The organism is Enterococcus sp. AMC1157, from assembly GCF_058216555.1.
In genome coordinates this window covers 571,549-588,156 of the sequence record NZ_CM177099.1, presented here as the reverse complement: position 1 = coordinate 588,156, position 16,608 = coordinate 571,549, and the positions used below count along the sequence as shown (strand labels likewise).

Genomic DNA, 16,608 nt, shown 5'->3' with positions numbered 1-16,608 from the left:
AAGAAGTCGAAAGGGAGGAATCTAAACATGAAAAACGTTCAATTTGGTACGACAGGAATTGAAGTCCCAAGCGTAATTTTAGGTTGTATGAGAATCAATAATGCAGAAGATCCAGTCAAAGTAATTGAAACTGCGGTCGATAACGGCATTACTTTTTTTGATCACGCAGATATTTATGGTCGAGGAGCATGCGAAACAATTTTTGCAGATGCTTTAGCTAAAACGGAAATTAAGCGTGAGGATTTATTTATTCAATCCAAATGCGGTATTGTACCAGGAGAGATGTTTGATTTTTCAAAGGAACACATCTTAACATCTGTTGATGGAATTTTAAAAAGACTAAATACAGATTATTTAGATGCGTTATTATTGCATCGTCCAGATACTTTAGTTGAACCAGAAGAAGTAGCAGAAGCTTTCTCACAACTTGAAAAACAAGGGAAAGTTAAACATTTTGGAGTAAGTAATCAAAAACCTGGACAGATTGAACTGTTGAAAAAATACGTTGAACAACCGCTGGTAGCGAACCAATTACAATTTGGTATTATGCATACTGGAATGGTTGACCAAGGGATTCATGTAAATATGACGGACGCAGGTTCTTTTGATCATGATGGAGAAATTTTAGAGTATTCTCGCATTAATGATATGACCATTCAAGCTTGGTCACCTTACCAATATGGTTTCTTTGAAGGGGTCTTTATTGGTCACGAAAAATTCCCAGAATTAAATCAAGTGCTATCTGAAATTGCTGAAACGCATGGGACAACACCAACTGGTATTGCTTCAACTTGGATTTTACGTCATCCAGCGAACATGCAAGTAATTGCTGGAACAATGAATCTTCAACGAATTGAAGAAATCGTGAAAGCTTCAGAAGTTCAACTTTCTCGTAAAGAATGGTACCGAATTTATATGGCGGCAGGAAATATTTTACCTTAAAATTTGAGAAGTGAATGTTCGTTAAAACCGAACATTCACTTCTTTCTTTATATAAAATGATAGATTATGGTTGCTTTTTATTAAATATTCAGCTAAATTATTTAGGGCGTTAAAAATAAAACACGCATAAAATAATTTGATGTACCAATAAAAAAGAAGTTCGAGAGGGAGTTTTATCATGTTTGATATGACGGTTTTTGATTACGAAGATATTCAACTAGTTCCTAATAAATGTATTGTGGATAGTCGTTCTGAATGCGATACAACAGTTACTTTAGGGAAACATAGCTTTAAAATGCCTGTAGTACCAGCAAATATGCAAACAATCATTGACGAAAAAATTGCTGAATTTTTAGCAGAGAATGGTTATTTCTATATTATGCATCGCTTTGACGAAGACGCAAGAATTCCTTTTATCAAAAGAATGAAAGAAAGAGATTTAATTTCTTCTATTAGTGTTGGGGTAAAAGATCATGAATATCCATTTGTAGAAGAACTAGCAGTACAAAACGTAGTACCTGATTATATTACCATTGATATTGCTCATGGACATTCGAATTCAGTTATTAATATGATTCAACATATCAAAAAATATTTACCAGAAACTTTTGTGATTGCCGGAAATGTGGGAACTCCAGAAGCTGTTCGTGAATTGGAAAACGCTGGAGCAGATGCAACGAAAGTCGGCATTGGACCAGGTAAAGTATGTATTACCAAAATTAAGACAGGTTTTGGTACTGGGGGCTGGCAACTAGCTGCTCTTAGATGGTGTGCCAAAGCAGCAAGAAAACCAATTATTGCGGATGGTGGAATCCGTACACATGGTGATATTGCAAAATCAGTTCGTTTTGGTGCAACGATGGTCATGATTGGTTCATTGTTTGCTGGTCACGAGGAGTCTCCAGGTGAAACTAAGGTTGAAGATGGCGTGTTCTATAAAGAATACTTCGGTTCAGCTTCAGAATTTCAAAAAGGTGAAAAGAAAAACGTAGAGGGTAAGAAAATTTGGGTTACTCACAAAGGTTCATTAAAAGACACTTTAAATGAAATGCAGCAAGATTTACAATCATCTATTTCTTATGCCGGTGGTAAAGATTTAGAAGCTATCCGTAAAGTAGATTACGTGATTGTTAAAAACTCTATTTTTAATGGAGATACAATTTAAGATATTACAGATACTTACTTTAATAACCAATAAATAAGAATATCCGATTTATAAAGAGAACAACGTACAGAATTTAGGTGAATTTATGACTAAGATTCGTTATGCTGCGTGATAAGCTCTTTATAGATCGGTTTTTTCTGAAGTTTTTAAATCATTTCAAAAGTGATGAAGATGATATAGTCGAGCTAGTGATGGTTTGATACAATAGATACAAGATGATTTAATTAGATAATGAATGAATCATAAAGAGTAGGGTTGAGAAGAGGGAAATTTATGACAATTAAAGTATTTTCGGTATTTGGAACGAGACCAGAAGCGATAAAAATGGCTCCTTTAGTTAAAGCATTGGAAAAGGATGCTCGATTTGATTCAAAAGTAGTAGTAACTGCCCAACACCGAGAAATGTTGGATCAAGTAATGACTATTTTTGATATTCAGGCAGATTATGATTTAAATATTATGTCAAGCGGTCAAACCTTAACGGATATTACCACTAAGGTTTTACAAGAAATGCAGCCGATATTAATAGCGGAAAAACCAGATATTGTTTTAGTTCACGGTGACACAACAACAACTTTTGCTGCTGCAACAGCCGCATTTTATCAACAAATAAAAATCGGTCACGTAGAGGCTGGGTTACGGACTTGGAACAAATATTCACCTTTTCCAGAAGAAGCCAATCGCCAAATGACGGATGTGTTAACAGACTTGTATTTTGCACCAACCGAAGAAAGTAAAAATAATTTGTTAAAAGAGAATCGTCCAATTGAGCAAATTTATGTTACTGGAAATACGGCTATTGATGCGATGTCCTATACAGTGAAAGACGATTACAGCAATAATAATTTAGTTTCTACAGGAAAAAAACAAATTGTTGTGACCATGCATCGACGTGAAAATTTGGGAGAACCGATGATTCAAGTCTTTACTGCTTTACAAAAAATTGCTAAGGAATTTCCCGAAGTTCAAATGGTTTTTCCTATGCATAAAAATCCTAAGGTACGTGAGCTAGCGCAAGGATTATTAGGTGATCTAGCAAATGTGCAATTAATTGAACCTTTGGATGTTGTTGATTTTCATAATTTTATCGCTAGAAGCTATCTGATTTTAAGTGACTCAGGAGGTGTTCAAGAGGAAGCGCCATCCTTGGGAGTACCTGTATTAGTTTTACGAGATACAACTGAACGTCCAGAAGGTGTGACTGCAGGAACATTAAAATTGATTGGGACAGAAGAAGAAGTTGTTTATCAAGAAACCAAGAAGTTATTACTTGACGAGACAGCTTATCATGCAATGGCACAAGCTAAAAACCCTTACGGTGATGGTCATGCGAGTGAATATATTTTGGACGCAATGGTAGAGTACTTTTCTAATAAATAACAATCAGTTAGCTAATTGGTTGACAATTCATTTTTAAAACTTTATGATTATAAGTGATTAAGAGAGCGAATTAGATTCTCTTAAAAATCAAATAACAAATAATTGTTAGGTGAGGCTCCTATATGGACACAGGCTGCTGCCGCGAAAGGATCGAGAGACCCTTAGTTTGGTATAACAGGAATGATCGTTTAAGGTTATTCATAACGCAGCTGACAAGTATTTACTTGTCTACGCCCTATAGTGCTAAAGCTCAACGATGACTATGAAGCCTTAGTATGCCCATGCTCATTGTTGAGTATGGGCATTTTTTATTTCTCACTAGACAGAAAGGAAGGTTAGTTTATGGATCATCCCAGTCCCTATTATCAGATAAACAATAACCGTCTAGGAGAAAAAAAGAACTCCTAGACAAAAAAACTAGGAGGTAAGTTATATGATGAAAAAAACAGTAGCAAAACAAGAAGAATTAAAAAAATTAGGTTTATTGTCAGAGAGAGAATTATATATGGAGTTAAGAACTTCATTAAATGGTCTCTCAAATGAAGATGCGAAAGAACGTTTAGAAGAGTTTGGCTTGAATAAAGTGGACGCAGAAAAACCAACGCCTGCTTGGATGATCTTTGTTCATGCGTTGATGGATCCTTTTGTTCTAGTATTAGCTTTGTTAATGGTTGTTTCTTTTGCAACTAGAGATAATGAAGCGGGTATTGTGATGGGTGTCATGATTTTAGCTAGTGCAACGATTTCATTTATACAAGAATTTCGTTCACAAAAAGCGAGTCTAGCTTTAAAAGAATTGATTGAAAATACCTGTGCAGTGACACGTAATGGAGAAACAAAGGAAATCCCAATGGATGAAGTGGTTCCAGGAGATATTGTGACACTTGCTACTGGAGACATGATTCCAGCGGATGCCGTATTAGTGTGGACCAATGATTTATTTGTTAATCAATCTTCTTTAACCGGCGAATCCATGCCAGTTGAGAAAATAGTAAACGTAGAAAGCCATGACCATGACAGTATCTCAACAATAGATATGAGTAATTTAATTTTTATGGGAACGGACGTCTTGAGCGGGCAAGGAAAAGCCATTATTTTAAAAACAGGTCAACAAACATTCTTTGGAGATATCGCTAAAAATGCAACGAAGCAAAGAGGTAAAACAGCCTTTGATACAGGATTAACGCAAATCAGTAAATTATTGTTACGAATGGTATTAATTTTATTTCCAATTGTCTTTTTAATTAACGGATTGACCAAAGGGGATTGGAGTTCAGCATTTTTCTTTGCAATCGCTGTAGCTGTTGGACTAACACCAGAAATGTTACCAATGATTGTGACGAGTAATCTAGCAAAAGGAGCTATGTCACTTTCTAAAGAAAAAGTCATTGTTAAAGAATTACCAGCGATTCAAAATTTAGGAAGTATGGATGTTCTTTGTACGGATAAAACTGGAACGATAACAGAGGATCGGGTAGTTTTGGTGCAACATTTAAATCCTTTGGGAGAAAGCAATCAAAAAGTTTTGGATATGGCCTTTATTAATTCTTCCTATCAAACAGGTTGGAAAAATTTGATGGATATTGCTGTTATCAATTTTTACCAGGAAAATAAACGAGAACTACCATTTAATGAGATTAAAAAGGTGGATGAAATCCCATTTGATTTTTCCCGTCGTCGTTTGACTGTGGTCGTTGAAGCGGACAGTCATCAAATTATGATTACAAAAGGTGCCGTTGAAGAAATGGAAAAGGTTTGTTCACATGTTGAAATCGATGGTGAAGTTCAACCTCTTACAACTGAATTGATGGAACAAATGCGGAAAATTAATCGTGTTTTAAATGAACAAGGAATGCGTGTATTGACTGTCGCAACAAAAATAGATGCCCATCGTGATGCTGTTTATTCAACCGATGATGAAAAAGATATGACAATTATTGGTTTTATGGGCTTCTTAGATCCTGCAAAAGAATCAGCAGCAACTGCAATTCAATCTTTGCATGAGCATGGCGTAAATGTAAAAGTGTTGACTGGTGACAATGAAGTAGTTGCTGCCAAAGTTTGTAAAGATGTAGGCATAGAAGTTGATAATTTCTTATTAGGTGTTGATATTGACGGAATGACTGAACAAGAGTTAGCCAAAACAGCAGAAACAACCAATCTTTATGCTAAATTAAATCCAATGCAAAAATCACGTATAATAGAAGCTTTACAACAAAAAGGACATACGGTTGGCTTTATGGGAGATGGAATAAATGATGCTCCTGCCTTACGAACTGCAGATGTAGGAATTTCTGTAGATACAGCTGCGGATATTACCAAAGATGCTAGCTCGATTATCTTATTAGAAAAAAGCTTGAATGTTTTAGATAAAGGTGTTGTAGAAGGAAGAAAAGTATTTAGTAATATGATGAAATACATCAAGATTACGATTAGCTCAAACTTTGGGAATGTATTTTCGATTTTAGTTGCTAGTGCATTTTTACCATTTCTTCCAATGCTGTCCATTCAATTACTTGTACAAAATTTGATTTATGATATGGCTCAGTTAACAATTCCTTGGGACAATGTAGATCAAGAAGAAATTGTTAGCCCTGTTAAATGGCAAGTTCGCGGCTTATTAAAATTCACCTTATCTATTGGACCAGTAAGTAGTATATTTGATATTTTGACTTTTCTAATGATGTGGTATGTCTTTGGAGCAAACACAATTGAAAATCAAGCACTACTCCAAACAGGTTGGTTTATGATTGGGTTGGTAACTCAAACCTTAGTGGTTCATATTGTTCGAACTAGAAAGACACCTTTTATCAAAAGTACTGCATCAATACCTGTCCTATTATCTAGCTTGTTAGCTATAGTAATAGGAGTTGGAATTGTATTATCGCCAGTAAGAGAATGGTTTGATTTTGTCTCACTTCCAACAAACTACTGGATCTGGTTCATTGGAATTACCTTTATTTATTTGATTAGTGTAGAAATCGCAAAACGTTTGTATATTCATATCACAAACGAATGGGTTTAGAACAAAAGCAGAAAAACTGTGGTATAATACGGTTTTTCTGTTTCTTTTTTTGTTGAAACTGTAATAATTACTCTAAATTTACTAATTGGAAAGAAGTACATAGAAATTGTTTTCACATAAAGGATTTTGATTGGAAAAGAACAAACTGTTACTTAAATACCATTAACCTGTACTAATTTAGGGAGAAATATAAAGAAAACGGTTTATCGAATAAATATGGTTTGAACTGAATGTGATTTTATTCACGAAAAAAAGTGATTATATTAAGGATTGTGATAGAAAAATTAAGGATAAATAAAAACTTTATACTTGTTTTTCTCTTGTAAAAATGATAATTTATTAGTGTAAATGATTCTGACAGTGATACAGAAACAAATGGCTGTTACAATCAATCATAATTTAGTATGAAGCTAAACAAAGAGAGGAAAGTGTGACAAGATGGCAAAGAAAAAAACAATTGACTTTCAAGCACTGCTAGAAAATGTCGATGCTCAATTTCCAACTTATCAGGCATTAGACCAAGATGGAAACATTGTAAACGAAGCTTTAGTACCTGATTTAAGTGATGAGGAATTAGTTGAACTAATGTCTCGCATGGTTTGGTCTCGTGTACTAGATCAACGTTCAACTGCTTTGAACCGCCAAGGTCGCTTAGGATTCTTCGCGCCAACGGCTGGACAAGAAGCAAGTCAGTTAGCAAGTCATTTTGCTTTTGAAAAAGAAGATGTATTATTACCAGGTTACCGTGATGTACCACAATTAATTCAACATGGTTTACCTTTAACTCAAGCATTCTTATGGTCTCGTGGACACGTTGGAGGTAACAACTATTCAGAAGACTTGAAAGCTTTACCACCACAAATCATTATCGGAGCACAATATGTTCAAGCTGCTGGGGTAGCTTTAGGACTTAAAATGCGCGGTAAGAAAAATGTAGCATTCACTTATACTGGTGATGGTGGTTCTTCACAAGGTGACTTCTATGAAGGTATTAACTTTGTAGGTGCTTATAAAGCAAATGCTGTATTCTTTATCCAAAATAACGGTTTTGCGATTTCAACACCTCGTGATAAACAATCAGCTGCAACAACTTTGGCTCAAAAAGCTGTAGCTGCAGGTATTCCAGGTATTCAAGTTGATGGTATGGATCCATTGGCAATGTACACTATTTCAAAAATGGCTCGTGATTGGTCAGTTGCTGGAAACGGCCCTGTATTAATCGAAGCATTAACTTATCGTTATGGTCCACATACTTTATCTGGTGATGATCCAACTCGTTACCGTTCTAAAGAAATGGACGATGAATGGGTAGCAAAAGATCCATTGGTTCGTTTCCGTAAATATTTAGAAGCTAAAGGCTTATGGACTGAAGCGAAAGAAGAAGAAGTAATTGAAGCAGCAAAAGAAGAAATCAAAGAAGCAATTGCTGAAGCTGATAAAGCGCCAAAACAAAAAGTTTCTGATTTCTTGAAAAACATGTTTGAAGATCAACCACAAAGCATTAAAGAACAAATTGAAATTTACGAAGCGAAGGAGTCGAAATAATCATGGCACAAAAAACAATGATTCAAGCAATCACTGATGCCCTAGCTTGTGAGTTAGCCAGCGATGAAAACGTAGTGATGTTTGGTGAAGACGTCGGTAAAAACGGTGGGGTATTCCGTGCGACTGAAGGCTTACAAGAAAAATTTGGCGAAGATCGTGTATTTGATACACCTCTAGCAGAATCAGGCATTGCTGGTTTAGCATTTGGTTTGGCATTGGAAGGTTACCGTCCAGTTCCAGAACTACAATTCTTCGGTTTCGTATTTGAAGCGATGGATGAAGTTGTAGCACAAATGGCTCGTACTCGTTACCGTATGGGTGGTACTAGAAACTTACCAATCACAATCCGTTCACCATTTGGTGGTGGGGTTCATACTCCAGAATTGCACTCAGATAACTTGGAAGGATTGATTGCTCAATCTCCTGGTATTCGCGTAGTAATTCCTTCAAACCCATATGATGCAAAAGGATTATTAATTTCTGCAATCAGAAGCAACGATCCAGTTGTTTATTTAGAGCACATGAAACTTTACCGTTCATTCCGTGAAGAAGTGCCAGAAGAATCTTATACAGTTCCATTGGATAAAGCTGCTGTAACTCGTGAAGGTACAGACGTTTCTATCATCACTTATGGTGCAATGGTTCGTGAAGCAATCAAAGCTGCAGATGTCTTGGCAAAAGAAGATATCAGTGTTGAGATTATCGACTTGCGTACAGTTGCTCCTCTTGATATTGCAACAATTATCGCATCTGTTGAAAAAACAGGTCGTGTAGTAGTAGTTCAAGAAGCACAAAAACAAGCAGGTGTTGCTGCTCAAGTAGTATCTGAAATTTCTGAACGCGCAATCCTTTCTCTAGAAGCACCAATCGGACGTGTATCTGCTCCAGATACTGTATTCCCATTTGGTCAAGCAGAAAACGCTTGGTTGCCAAACGCAGCAGATATTGAAGCAAAAGTAAGAGAAATCGCAAACTTCTAAGATCATAAGAGAGGAAGATATCAAAATGGCATTTCAATTTAAATTACCGGATATCGGTGAAGGAATTGCAGAAGGTGAAATCGTTAAATGGTTTGTAAAACCAGGCGATACAATTAACGAAGATGATACTTTGTTAGAAGTACAAAATGATAAATCAGTAGAAGAAATCCCATCACCAGTTACAGGAACAGTTAAAAACATTCTTGTAGAAGAAGGCGTAGTAGCTAACGTAGGTGATGTGTTAGTTGAAATCGATGCTCCAGGGCATGAAGATGATGCTCCTGCAGAATCAGCAGCTCCAGCTGAACAACAAACGCCAGCAGCTCCAGCAGCTGTACCTACTGAAGGTGGCGAAGGCGTATTCCAATTCAAGTTACCAGATATTGGTGAAGGAATTGCAGAAGGCGAAATCGTTAAATGGTTTGTAAAACCAGGCGATACAATTAACGAAGATGATACTTTGTTAGAAGTACAAAATGATAAATCAGTAGAAGAAATCCCATCACCAGTTACAGGAACAGTTAAAAACATTCTTGTAGAAGAAGGCGTAGTAGCTAATGTAGGTGATGTGTTAGTTGAAATTGATGCTCCAGGACATAATTCAGCTCCTGCAAGCGGCGCACCAGCATCAACTGCAGCAGCAGATGCTCCAGCAGCTGCATCTGCACCAGCGGAAGCATCTGCTCCAACTGGAAAACCAAGCAAAAACGTATTGGCAATGCCATCTGTACGTCAATTTGCTCGTGAAAATGATGTGGAAATTACTTTAGTTACTCCTTCTGGAAAAGGTGGACGTGTAACTAAAGAAGACATTCAAAGCTTTATCTCTGGCGATTCTCAAGCTCCAGCGGCTACTGAAACAACAGAAGCAGCTCCAGCAACAGAAGCTAAACCAGCAGCTAAAGAAGAAAAAGCAGCTCCAGCTCAACCATATCAATCTAACTTGGGTGAATTGGAAACTCGTGAAAAACTTACACCAATGCGTAAAGCAATTTCTAAAGCAATGGTTAACAGCAAACACACTGCACCTCACGTAACTTTACATGATGATGTAGAAGTTTCTAAATTATGGGATCAACGTAAGAAATTCAAAGACGTTGCTGCTGCTCAAAATACTAAATTAACTTTCTTGCCATATGTTGTTAAAGCTTTAACTGCAACTATGAAGAAATATCCAGTATTGAACGCATCTATTGATGATGCTTCTCAAGAAGTAGTTTACAAAAACTATTACAATATCGGTATTGCAACAGATACTGCGAACGGTCTATACGTACCAAACGTAAAAGACGCAGATCGTAAAGGTTTATTCGCAATTGCTGATGAAATCAACGGTAAAGCTGCTTTAGCTCATGAAGGTAAATTAGCTGCTGAAGATATGCGTAACGGAACAGTTACAATCAGTAACATTGGTTCTGTTGGTGGAGCTTGGTTCACACCAGTAATCAACTACCCTGAAGTTGCTATTTTAGGTGTAGGTACGATTGCTCAACAACCAGTTGTCAATGCAGAAGGCGAAATCGTCGTTGGTCGCATGATGAAATTATCATTAAGCTTTGACCACCGTATTGTTGATGGCGCAACTGCTCAACAAGCTATGAATAATATCAAACGTTTGTTAGCAGATCCAGAGTTACTATTAATGGAAGGATGATAAACAAATGGTAGTTGGAGATTTTGCCTTAGAATTAGACACAGTAGTAATCGGTTCAGGACCTGGCGGCTATGTAGCTGCCATCCGAGCTGCTCAATTAGGTCAAAAAGTAGCAATTATTGAAAGAGATAAAGTCGGCGGCGTTTGTTTAAACGTTGGTTGTATCCCTTCAAAAGCTTTAATTGCTGCAGGTCATCATTATCAAGAAGCGCAACATTCTGAAATGTTTGGTGTGTCTGCTGAGAAAGTTGTCCTAGACTTTGCTAAAACTCAAGAGTGGAAAGACAATACAGTTGTTAATCAATTAACTTCTGGTATTGCAATGCTTTTGAAAAAAAATAAAGTTGAAATCATTGAAGGAGAAGCTTTCTTTGTAGATGATCATACTTTACGAGTTATCCATCCGGATTCAGCACAAACTTACGAATTTAAAAATGCTATCGTAGCAACTGGTTCTCGTCCAATCGAAATTCCAGGTTTTAAATTTAAAGGTCGTGTGATTGATTCAACTGGTGGTTTAGCATTAAAAGAAGTTCCTAAAAAATTAGTAATCATCGGTGGCGGAGTTATCGGTGCAGAACTAGGTGGCGCTTATGCTAACTTGGGAGCAGAAGTAACTATTCTTGAAGGTTCACCTCAAATTTTACCTACTTACGAAAAAGATATGGTAAAAGTTGTTGAAGCGGACTTCAAGAAAAAAGGCATGACAGTTATTACTAGTGCAATGGCTAAAGAAGCTGTTGATAATGGTGATAGCGTAACTGTTAAGTATGCTGTTGATGGTAAAGAAGCGGAAGTAACTGCTGATTACGTAATGGTAACTGTTGGTCGTCGTCCAAATACTGATGACATGGGCTTAGAACAAGCTGGTGTAGAAATCGGTGAACGCGGATTGATCAACGTTGATGCACAAGGTCGCACAAATGTTTCTAACATTTATGCAATCGGTGATATCGTACCTGGTGCTGCTTTAGCTCATAAAGCAAGCTACGAAGCTAAAATTGCTGCAGAAGCAATTTCTGGTAAAAAAGTAGCAGTTGACTACAAAGCAATGCCAGCAGTAGCCTTTACTGATCCTGAATTAGCATCAGTAGGTATGACAATTGCTGAAGCAAAAGAAGCTGGAGTTGAAGCGAAAGCTTTCAAATTCCCATTTGCTGGTAATGGACGTGCTTTATCTTTAGGTAAAACAGAAGGATTTATCCGTCTGGTGGCAACTATTGATGGTCACGTAATTATTGGGGCTCAAATTGCTGGTATCGGCGCTTCAGACATGGTTTCTGAATTAGCATTAGCTATCGAATCAGGTATGAATGCAGAAGATATCGCATTGACTATCCATCCTCACCCATCTTTAGGTGAAATCGTGATGGATGCTTCTGAATTAGCATTAGGATTACCAATCCACGCTTAATTAGAATAGTGAAAAAGAGTTGTCGCTTTGGCGATAACTCTTTTTTTTGAAATATCTCTTTTCATTTGTTCATGAAAAATGAAAACTTGTGGTTTATCGTCATAGCTAAATAAAAGTTGAAACATCCAAGTCGAAGCTTATAAAGCTCATCAGTCACTGATAATATCTGTACTTTGCAGACAGAATACTTGGGAATATATCAGTTTTTCTTTAAAAAAAAACTTCATTCCTACGACGGATTGTCATAATTAAAAGATTTGTTATATTTAATTTATTACAATACAAATTTTATGAAGTGAGGTAGTAAAAATGAAGAAAAAAATTGTTATTTTGATGATGGGATTATCCATGTTGTTTTTAGCGGGCTGTCAAGATATCCGAATGTGGTTTAAAGATTTTGAGGAGAATTTTAAAGGTCTTGAAATGGTTATTCAAACCTACGATGATCAAAGTCAGCTAATTGATCAGGTCGTGGGGAAATCAATATTGATTGAAAGAGATACAACTTTCGATACAGATGCAGAAAGTCAAGATTCCTCTGTCATTCAAATCACGATTGGGAGCAATGAAATGCATCATGTAGGATCATCAATGATTATTGCAGAGACTGAATTAGAGAACGTGTTTGAAGAATATAAAGAAAATGTTGATATTGAAAACTTGAATCGAGGAATACCTGTGATTAATTCTCTAGTCAATGATTACCGTAACTCTTTTTCTGGTAAAAAGAAAGTTATTTTAATTCGTAGTCAGGATGGCACTCCGTTAGCAACCTATGCTGGAAATAATGTTTCTTTATATAAAACTGATGTTCCAAAAAGTACAGGTATTTTAATTGATGGATCATATCTATTTATTTACCGTTGTGATTATACGATGTATGATTTGGCTCTTTTAGAATAATCCAAAATAACTTTTAACATCTTTTTTAGTGACAAAAGAGTAAGTTTTTTTTCAGACTAAGGACCGAATGAAATCGTCACTTCTTCCTTTAAGATAAATATATCAAGTAAGTAGGAGGAATTAAAATGAAATTAATCAGAAATTTAGTTGTATTAGGACTTATTTTTGGGGGAGGAATTTTTGCATCAACTGTTGTGACGAAAAATTCAACCAATGAATTTGCAGCAATTCTTGATCAATTAAACCCTCAAGTTAAAAAAGGTCATGTCTATGTGAAAACAAAGGAACCTGATGAAGTCAAAGGATATGGAACAGCAACTTATATACAAATTGCAGCGGATGTAAATGGTGAAACAAGAAAAATTGCTTTTAATGGATTATCGGAATTAAAAGTTGACCGTTACTTAAGATTGACGAATAAAGGAGCACATGTCGAAACCTATGAGGAAGTCTCAAAAGAAGACGTGCCAGCCAAAGCCTTAGCTGAAATAGATTAGTAATATTCAATTGATTGGGATGGGCGCTATTGATCAAGTAATAGATGGAAAAATTCATGATCAATATAGAATTGATTATTTTACTGAACATTTTAAAGAAATGAAGGCTGCTATTGACGAAGGTGTTGAATTGCTTGGTTATACCAGTTGGGGACCAATTGATTTTGTGAGTGCAGGAACGTCTCAGATGTCTAAAAGATATGGGTTTATTTATGTTGATGTAGACGATGAAGGTAATGGGACTTATAATCGATTGAAAAAAGATTCTTTCCATTGGTATCAAAAAGTAATTGAGACATATGGAGCTGCTTTGTTTGATTAAGGTTGACAAACGAAGAGAAAATCACTAGAATAAATACAATTTCATATAAAGAGTGTTGACAAGAAGGAGTACTTCTAAGGAACTTGACAGAAAGTTGCCGGTAGATGAGAGGCGCAAAGGGAATTATTAGGAATACATCTTGGAGCTGTTGGTTGAATTAATTAGTAGACCGAATCGGACTTGCGAACGTTATCTCGCACAAGTATGATTGTACTTGCAAAGGAGAAATAGGTGACTATTTCTCAAACAAAGGTGGTAACACGTTTATTCAACGTCCTTTAGCAAATTATTTTGCTAGAGGACGTTTTTTTTATACTTAAAAAGGAGGAATTTTGATGAATGTAGAGGAGCAAGTGGAAATTATTTTAAAAGGAGTTGCTGAAATTGTTGCCAAAGAAGAATTACGGGAAAAATTAAAAAAATCAATGGAGTTAAATAAACCGTTGACGATTAAATTGGGTTTAGATCCGACAGCACCTGATATCCATTTAGGACATGCCGTTGTATTACGAAAAATCAAACAAATGCAAGATTTAGGACATCATGCAGTCATTATTATTGGTGATTTTACCGGTAGAATTGGCGATCCATCAGGAAAATCAAAAGGCAGAATTCAACTTTCTGAAGACTTAGTTAAAGAAAACGCTAGAACCTATGTGTCACAAATAGTTAAAATTTTAGATCCCAAAAAGACCGCTATTCGTTTTAATAGTGAATGGCTTAATCAGTTAGATTTTCAAGCTGCACTTGAATTAGCTAGTACTATTTCAGTGGCGAGAATGTTGGAAAGAGAAGATTTTAAGAAACGTTACTTAAATCATACGCCGATTGGTATACATGAATTTTTCTATCCCTTAATGCAAGGATACGATTCTCTAGCAATTGAAGCAGATGTTGAAATTGGTGGAACCGATCAAACATTTAATATTTTGATGGGAAGACATCTACAAAAATATTGGAAAAAAGAAAAGCAAGTGGCTTTATTTATGCCGTTACTAGAAGGTTTGGATGGAGTAGAAAAAATGAGTAAAAGCTTAGGAAATTATATTGGAGTAGCTGAATCGGCAATGATTATGTTTAAAAAAGTTATGGAAATTCCGGATTCACTTATTATTAAATACTTTGAATTGACAACAGATGTAACACCTAAGGAAATTACTTTGCTTCAACATAGATTGGATGCGGGTGAAAATCCTAGAGATATAAAATTAGAGTTAGCTGAAGAAATAACAAGTTTATACCATGGGAGAGAACAAACAGATTTGGCTAAACTGGAATTTCAACAAGTATTTCAAAAAGGAAAATTACCAACAGAAATCCCTGTGCTAATTATAGCTAATGGAATGATTTGGGAGGAAGCATTAAATAAATTGATAGCGGGAAAAATAATTAAAAGTAAAAGTGAGTTTAAAAGGATTCTCAATCAAGACGGAATAAAACTAAATCAAATGAAAATGATGCCAATAGATTTTTTAGAAAAAGTAATAAAAAATAATGACATTTTGCAAATTGGTAAAAGGAAATATGTGAGGTTTTTAGTCGAAGATTAACTATTTTAGTTATTTCGTTTCTTTACAAACTTATGATACACTATTTTTAGAGTGAATATATAAGGAGTTAAGGACAAGATGAAAGAATATCAGTACCCATTGAATTTAGACTGGAATACAAACGAAATGGTCATTGTCATGCGAATGTGGGACGTCTTAGAACAGACTTATGAAAAAGGAGTTTCTATTGATGTATTTATGAAAGCTCATCAAGAGTTTAAAACAGTGGTTCGTAGTATTGGAGAAGAACGCAAATTGGGAAGAGAATTTGAAGAATTATCCGGCTACTCATTGTACCGAGCTTTACAAAAAGCCAAAGAAACATCCACTGGAAAATTGCGCATGAAGGAGCAAAGATAAACTATGGAAGTAATCATTAATAAAATTAAAACTTGGATGACAGATGCGGGAGAAATAATTAAAGCAGCCCTAGATGAAGATGATTTAAAAGTAGACACAAAGACTAGTCGAAAAGATTTGGTAACAAACTTGGATAAACAAACCCAAGAATATTTAAGTAAAAAAATCTTAGCTTTTGATCCAGAGGCGAAAATTTTAGGGGAAGAAAACGGCAAGGATCAAGTATCAGATTTAAGCGGTCGAGTGTTCATTATTGATCCTATCGATGGAACAATGAACTTTGTCTTAGAACACGAAAATTTTTGTATTATGTTGGCTGTCTATCAAGATGGCAAAGGTGTTTTAGGTTTTGTTTATGATGTGATCAAAAATGATTTTTTATGGGGTGGCAAAGAAGTTGGTGTTTTCTTAAATGACCAAGCAGTTAACCCTCCTAAAGATATTTCATTAAATGAAGGTTTATTAGGGATGAATTCTGCTATGTACTTACACAATGTGGCGAATGCACAAATAATGGGTGAACGTTCAATGGGTGTTCGAATGTCTGGTTGCGCAGGTATCGAATTGATTGGAATGGCCCTAGGCAGAAGAGTTGGTTATGTTTCCAATTTGGCCCCATGGGATTATGCACCAGGTGGTGTACTCATTGAAGCTTTAGGCATGAAGATGGGTAATATCCATGGTGACCCTCTGAAAATTTATGGAAGAGAATATTTTATTGCTGCTACACCAAGTGCTTTTGAAGAATTAACAGAGCTAGCTAATCAATCAAATATATAATTTATGACCTACAAAAGTGCTGTGAAGCACATTTTGTAGGTTTTTTATTAAAAACATTCACAATTGAAAACTTTTCACTAGTTTTCAGAAA

The 16,608-nt window shown here is 35.8% G+C and carries 13 protein-coding genes, 1 pseudogene, 1 riboswitch and 1 other annotated feature; all 14 genes and pseudogenes read left to right on the top strand.

Annotated features, from left to right (window positions below; translation table 11 throughout):
- Window positions 1–27 precede the first annotated feature (27 nt).
- The 14 genes and pseudogenes from AC4BBX_RS02900 (at window position 28) to AC4BBX_RS02835 (ending at window position 16,517) form a co-directional block, all read left to right on the top strand.
- On the top strand, window positions 28–942 hold the full coding sequence (locus AC4BBX_RS02900) for an aldo/keto reductase (RefSeq protein WP_490454971.1): 915 nt from the start codon (window positions 28–30) through the stop codon (window positions 940–942).
- 187 nt (window positions 943–1,129) lie between these two features.
- Entirely contained in the window at window positions 1,130–2,107 is a 978-nt protein-coding gene (guaC, locus tag AC4BBX_RS02895; protein WP_490455749.1) for a GMP reductase, read from the top strand.
- 273 nt (window positions 2,108–2,380) lie between these two features.
- Window positions 2,381–3,487 (top strand): non-hydrolyzing UDP-N-acetylglucosamine 2-epimerase, encoded by a 1,107-nt coding sequence (gene wecB, locus AC4BBX_RS02890; RefSeq protein ID WP_490454970.1) that lies wholly within the window; start codon window positions 2,381–2,383, stop codon window positions 3,485–3,487.
- 94 nt (window positions 3,488–3,581) lie between these two features.
- A riboswitch (M-box (ykoK) riboswitch) is annotated at window positions 3,582–3,755 on the top strand.
- 165 nt (window positions 3,756–3,920) lie between these two features.
- Window positions 3,921–6,512, top strand: coding sequence for a magnesium-translocating P-type ATPase (gene mgtA / locus AC4BBX_RS02885; protein ID WP_490454969.1), 2,592 nt, complete (start codon window positions 3,921–3,923; stop codon window positions 6,510–6,512).
- A gap of 438 nt (window positions 6,513–6,950) precedes the next feature.
- Window positions 6,951–8,057: a pyruvate dehydrogenase (acetyl-transferring) E1 component subunit alpha gene (gene pdhA / locus AC4BBX_RS02880; protein WP_490454968.1), complete on the top strand. Its 1,107-nt coding sequence runs from the start codon at window positions 6,951–6,953 to the stop codon at window positions 8,055–8,057.
- Between the two features lie 2 nt (window positions 8,058–8,059).
- Window positions 8,060–9,037, top strand: a complete 978-nt coding sequence (locus tag AC4BBX_RS02875; RefSeq protein ID WP_490454967.1) for an alpha-ketoacid dehydrogenase subunit beta — start codon at window positions 8,060–8,062, stop codon at window positions 9,035–9,037.
- Window positions 9,038–9,062: 25 nt separating this feature from the next.
- Window positions 9,063–10,691 (top strand): dihydrolipoyllysine-residue acetyltransferase, encoded by a 1,629-nt coding sequence (locus tag AC4BBX_RS02870; protein WP_490454966.1) that lies wholly within the window; start codon window positions 9,063–9,065, stop codon window positions 10,689–10,691.
- A 7-nt stretch (window positions 10,692–10,698) separates the two neighbouring features.
- On the top strand, window positions 10,699–12,105 hold the full coding sequence (gene lpdA, locus AC4BBX_RS02865) for a dihydrolipoyl dehydrogenase (RefSeq protein WP_490454965.1): 1,407 nt from the start codon (window positions 10,699–10,701) through the stop codon (window positions 12,103–12,105).
- Window positions 12,106–12,414: 309 nt separating this feature from the next.
- Window positions 12,415–13,008, top strand: coding sequence for a DUF5052 family protein (locus AC4BBX_RS02860; RefSeq protein ID WP_490454964.1), 594 nt, complete (start codon window positions 12,415–12,417; stop codon window positions 13,006–13,008).
- A 125-nt stretch (window positions 13,009–13,133) separates the two neighbouring features.
- Window positions 13,134–13,505 (top strand): YxeA family protein, encoded by a 372-nt coding sequence (locus AC4BBX_RS02855; RefSeq protein WP_490454963.1) that lies wholly within the window; start codon window positions 13,134–13,136, stop codon window positions 13,503–13,505.
- Window positions 13,506–13,521: 16 nt separating this feature from the next.
- Window positions 13,522–13,827 (top strand): annotated as a pseudogene (locus tag AC4BBX_RS02850) (family 1 glycosylhydrolase); the annotation flags it as partial.
- Between the two features lie 46 nt (window positions 13,828–13,873).
- Window positions 13,874–14,109 (top strand) — a binding site (T-box leader).
- 53 nt (window positions 14,110–14,162) lie between these two features.
- The gene (gene tyrS / locus AC4BBX_RS02845; RefSeq protein ID WP_490454962.1) at window positions 14,163–15,377 is read left to right on the top strand and encodes a tyrosine--tRNA ligase; all 1,215 of its coding nucleotides are present in this window, start codon (window positions 14,163–14,165) and stop codon (window positions 15,375–15,377) included.
- 78 nt (window positions 15,378–15,455) lie between these two features.
- Window positions 15,456–15,737, top strand: a complete 282-nt coding sequence (locus AC4BBX_RS02840; protein WP_490454961.1) for a UPF0223 family protein — start codon at window positions 15,456–15,458, stop codon at window positions 15,735–15,737.
- Between the two features lie 3 nt (window positions 15,738–15,740).
- Entirely contained in the window at window positions 15,741–16,517 is a 777-nt protein-coding gene (locus AC4BBX_RS02835; RefSeq protein WP_490454960.1) for an inositol monophosphatase family protein, read from the top strand.
- Window positions 16,518–16,608: the final 91 nt, after the last annotated feature.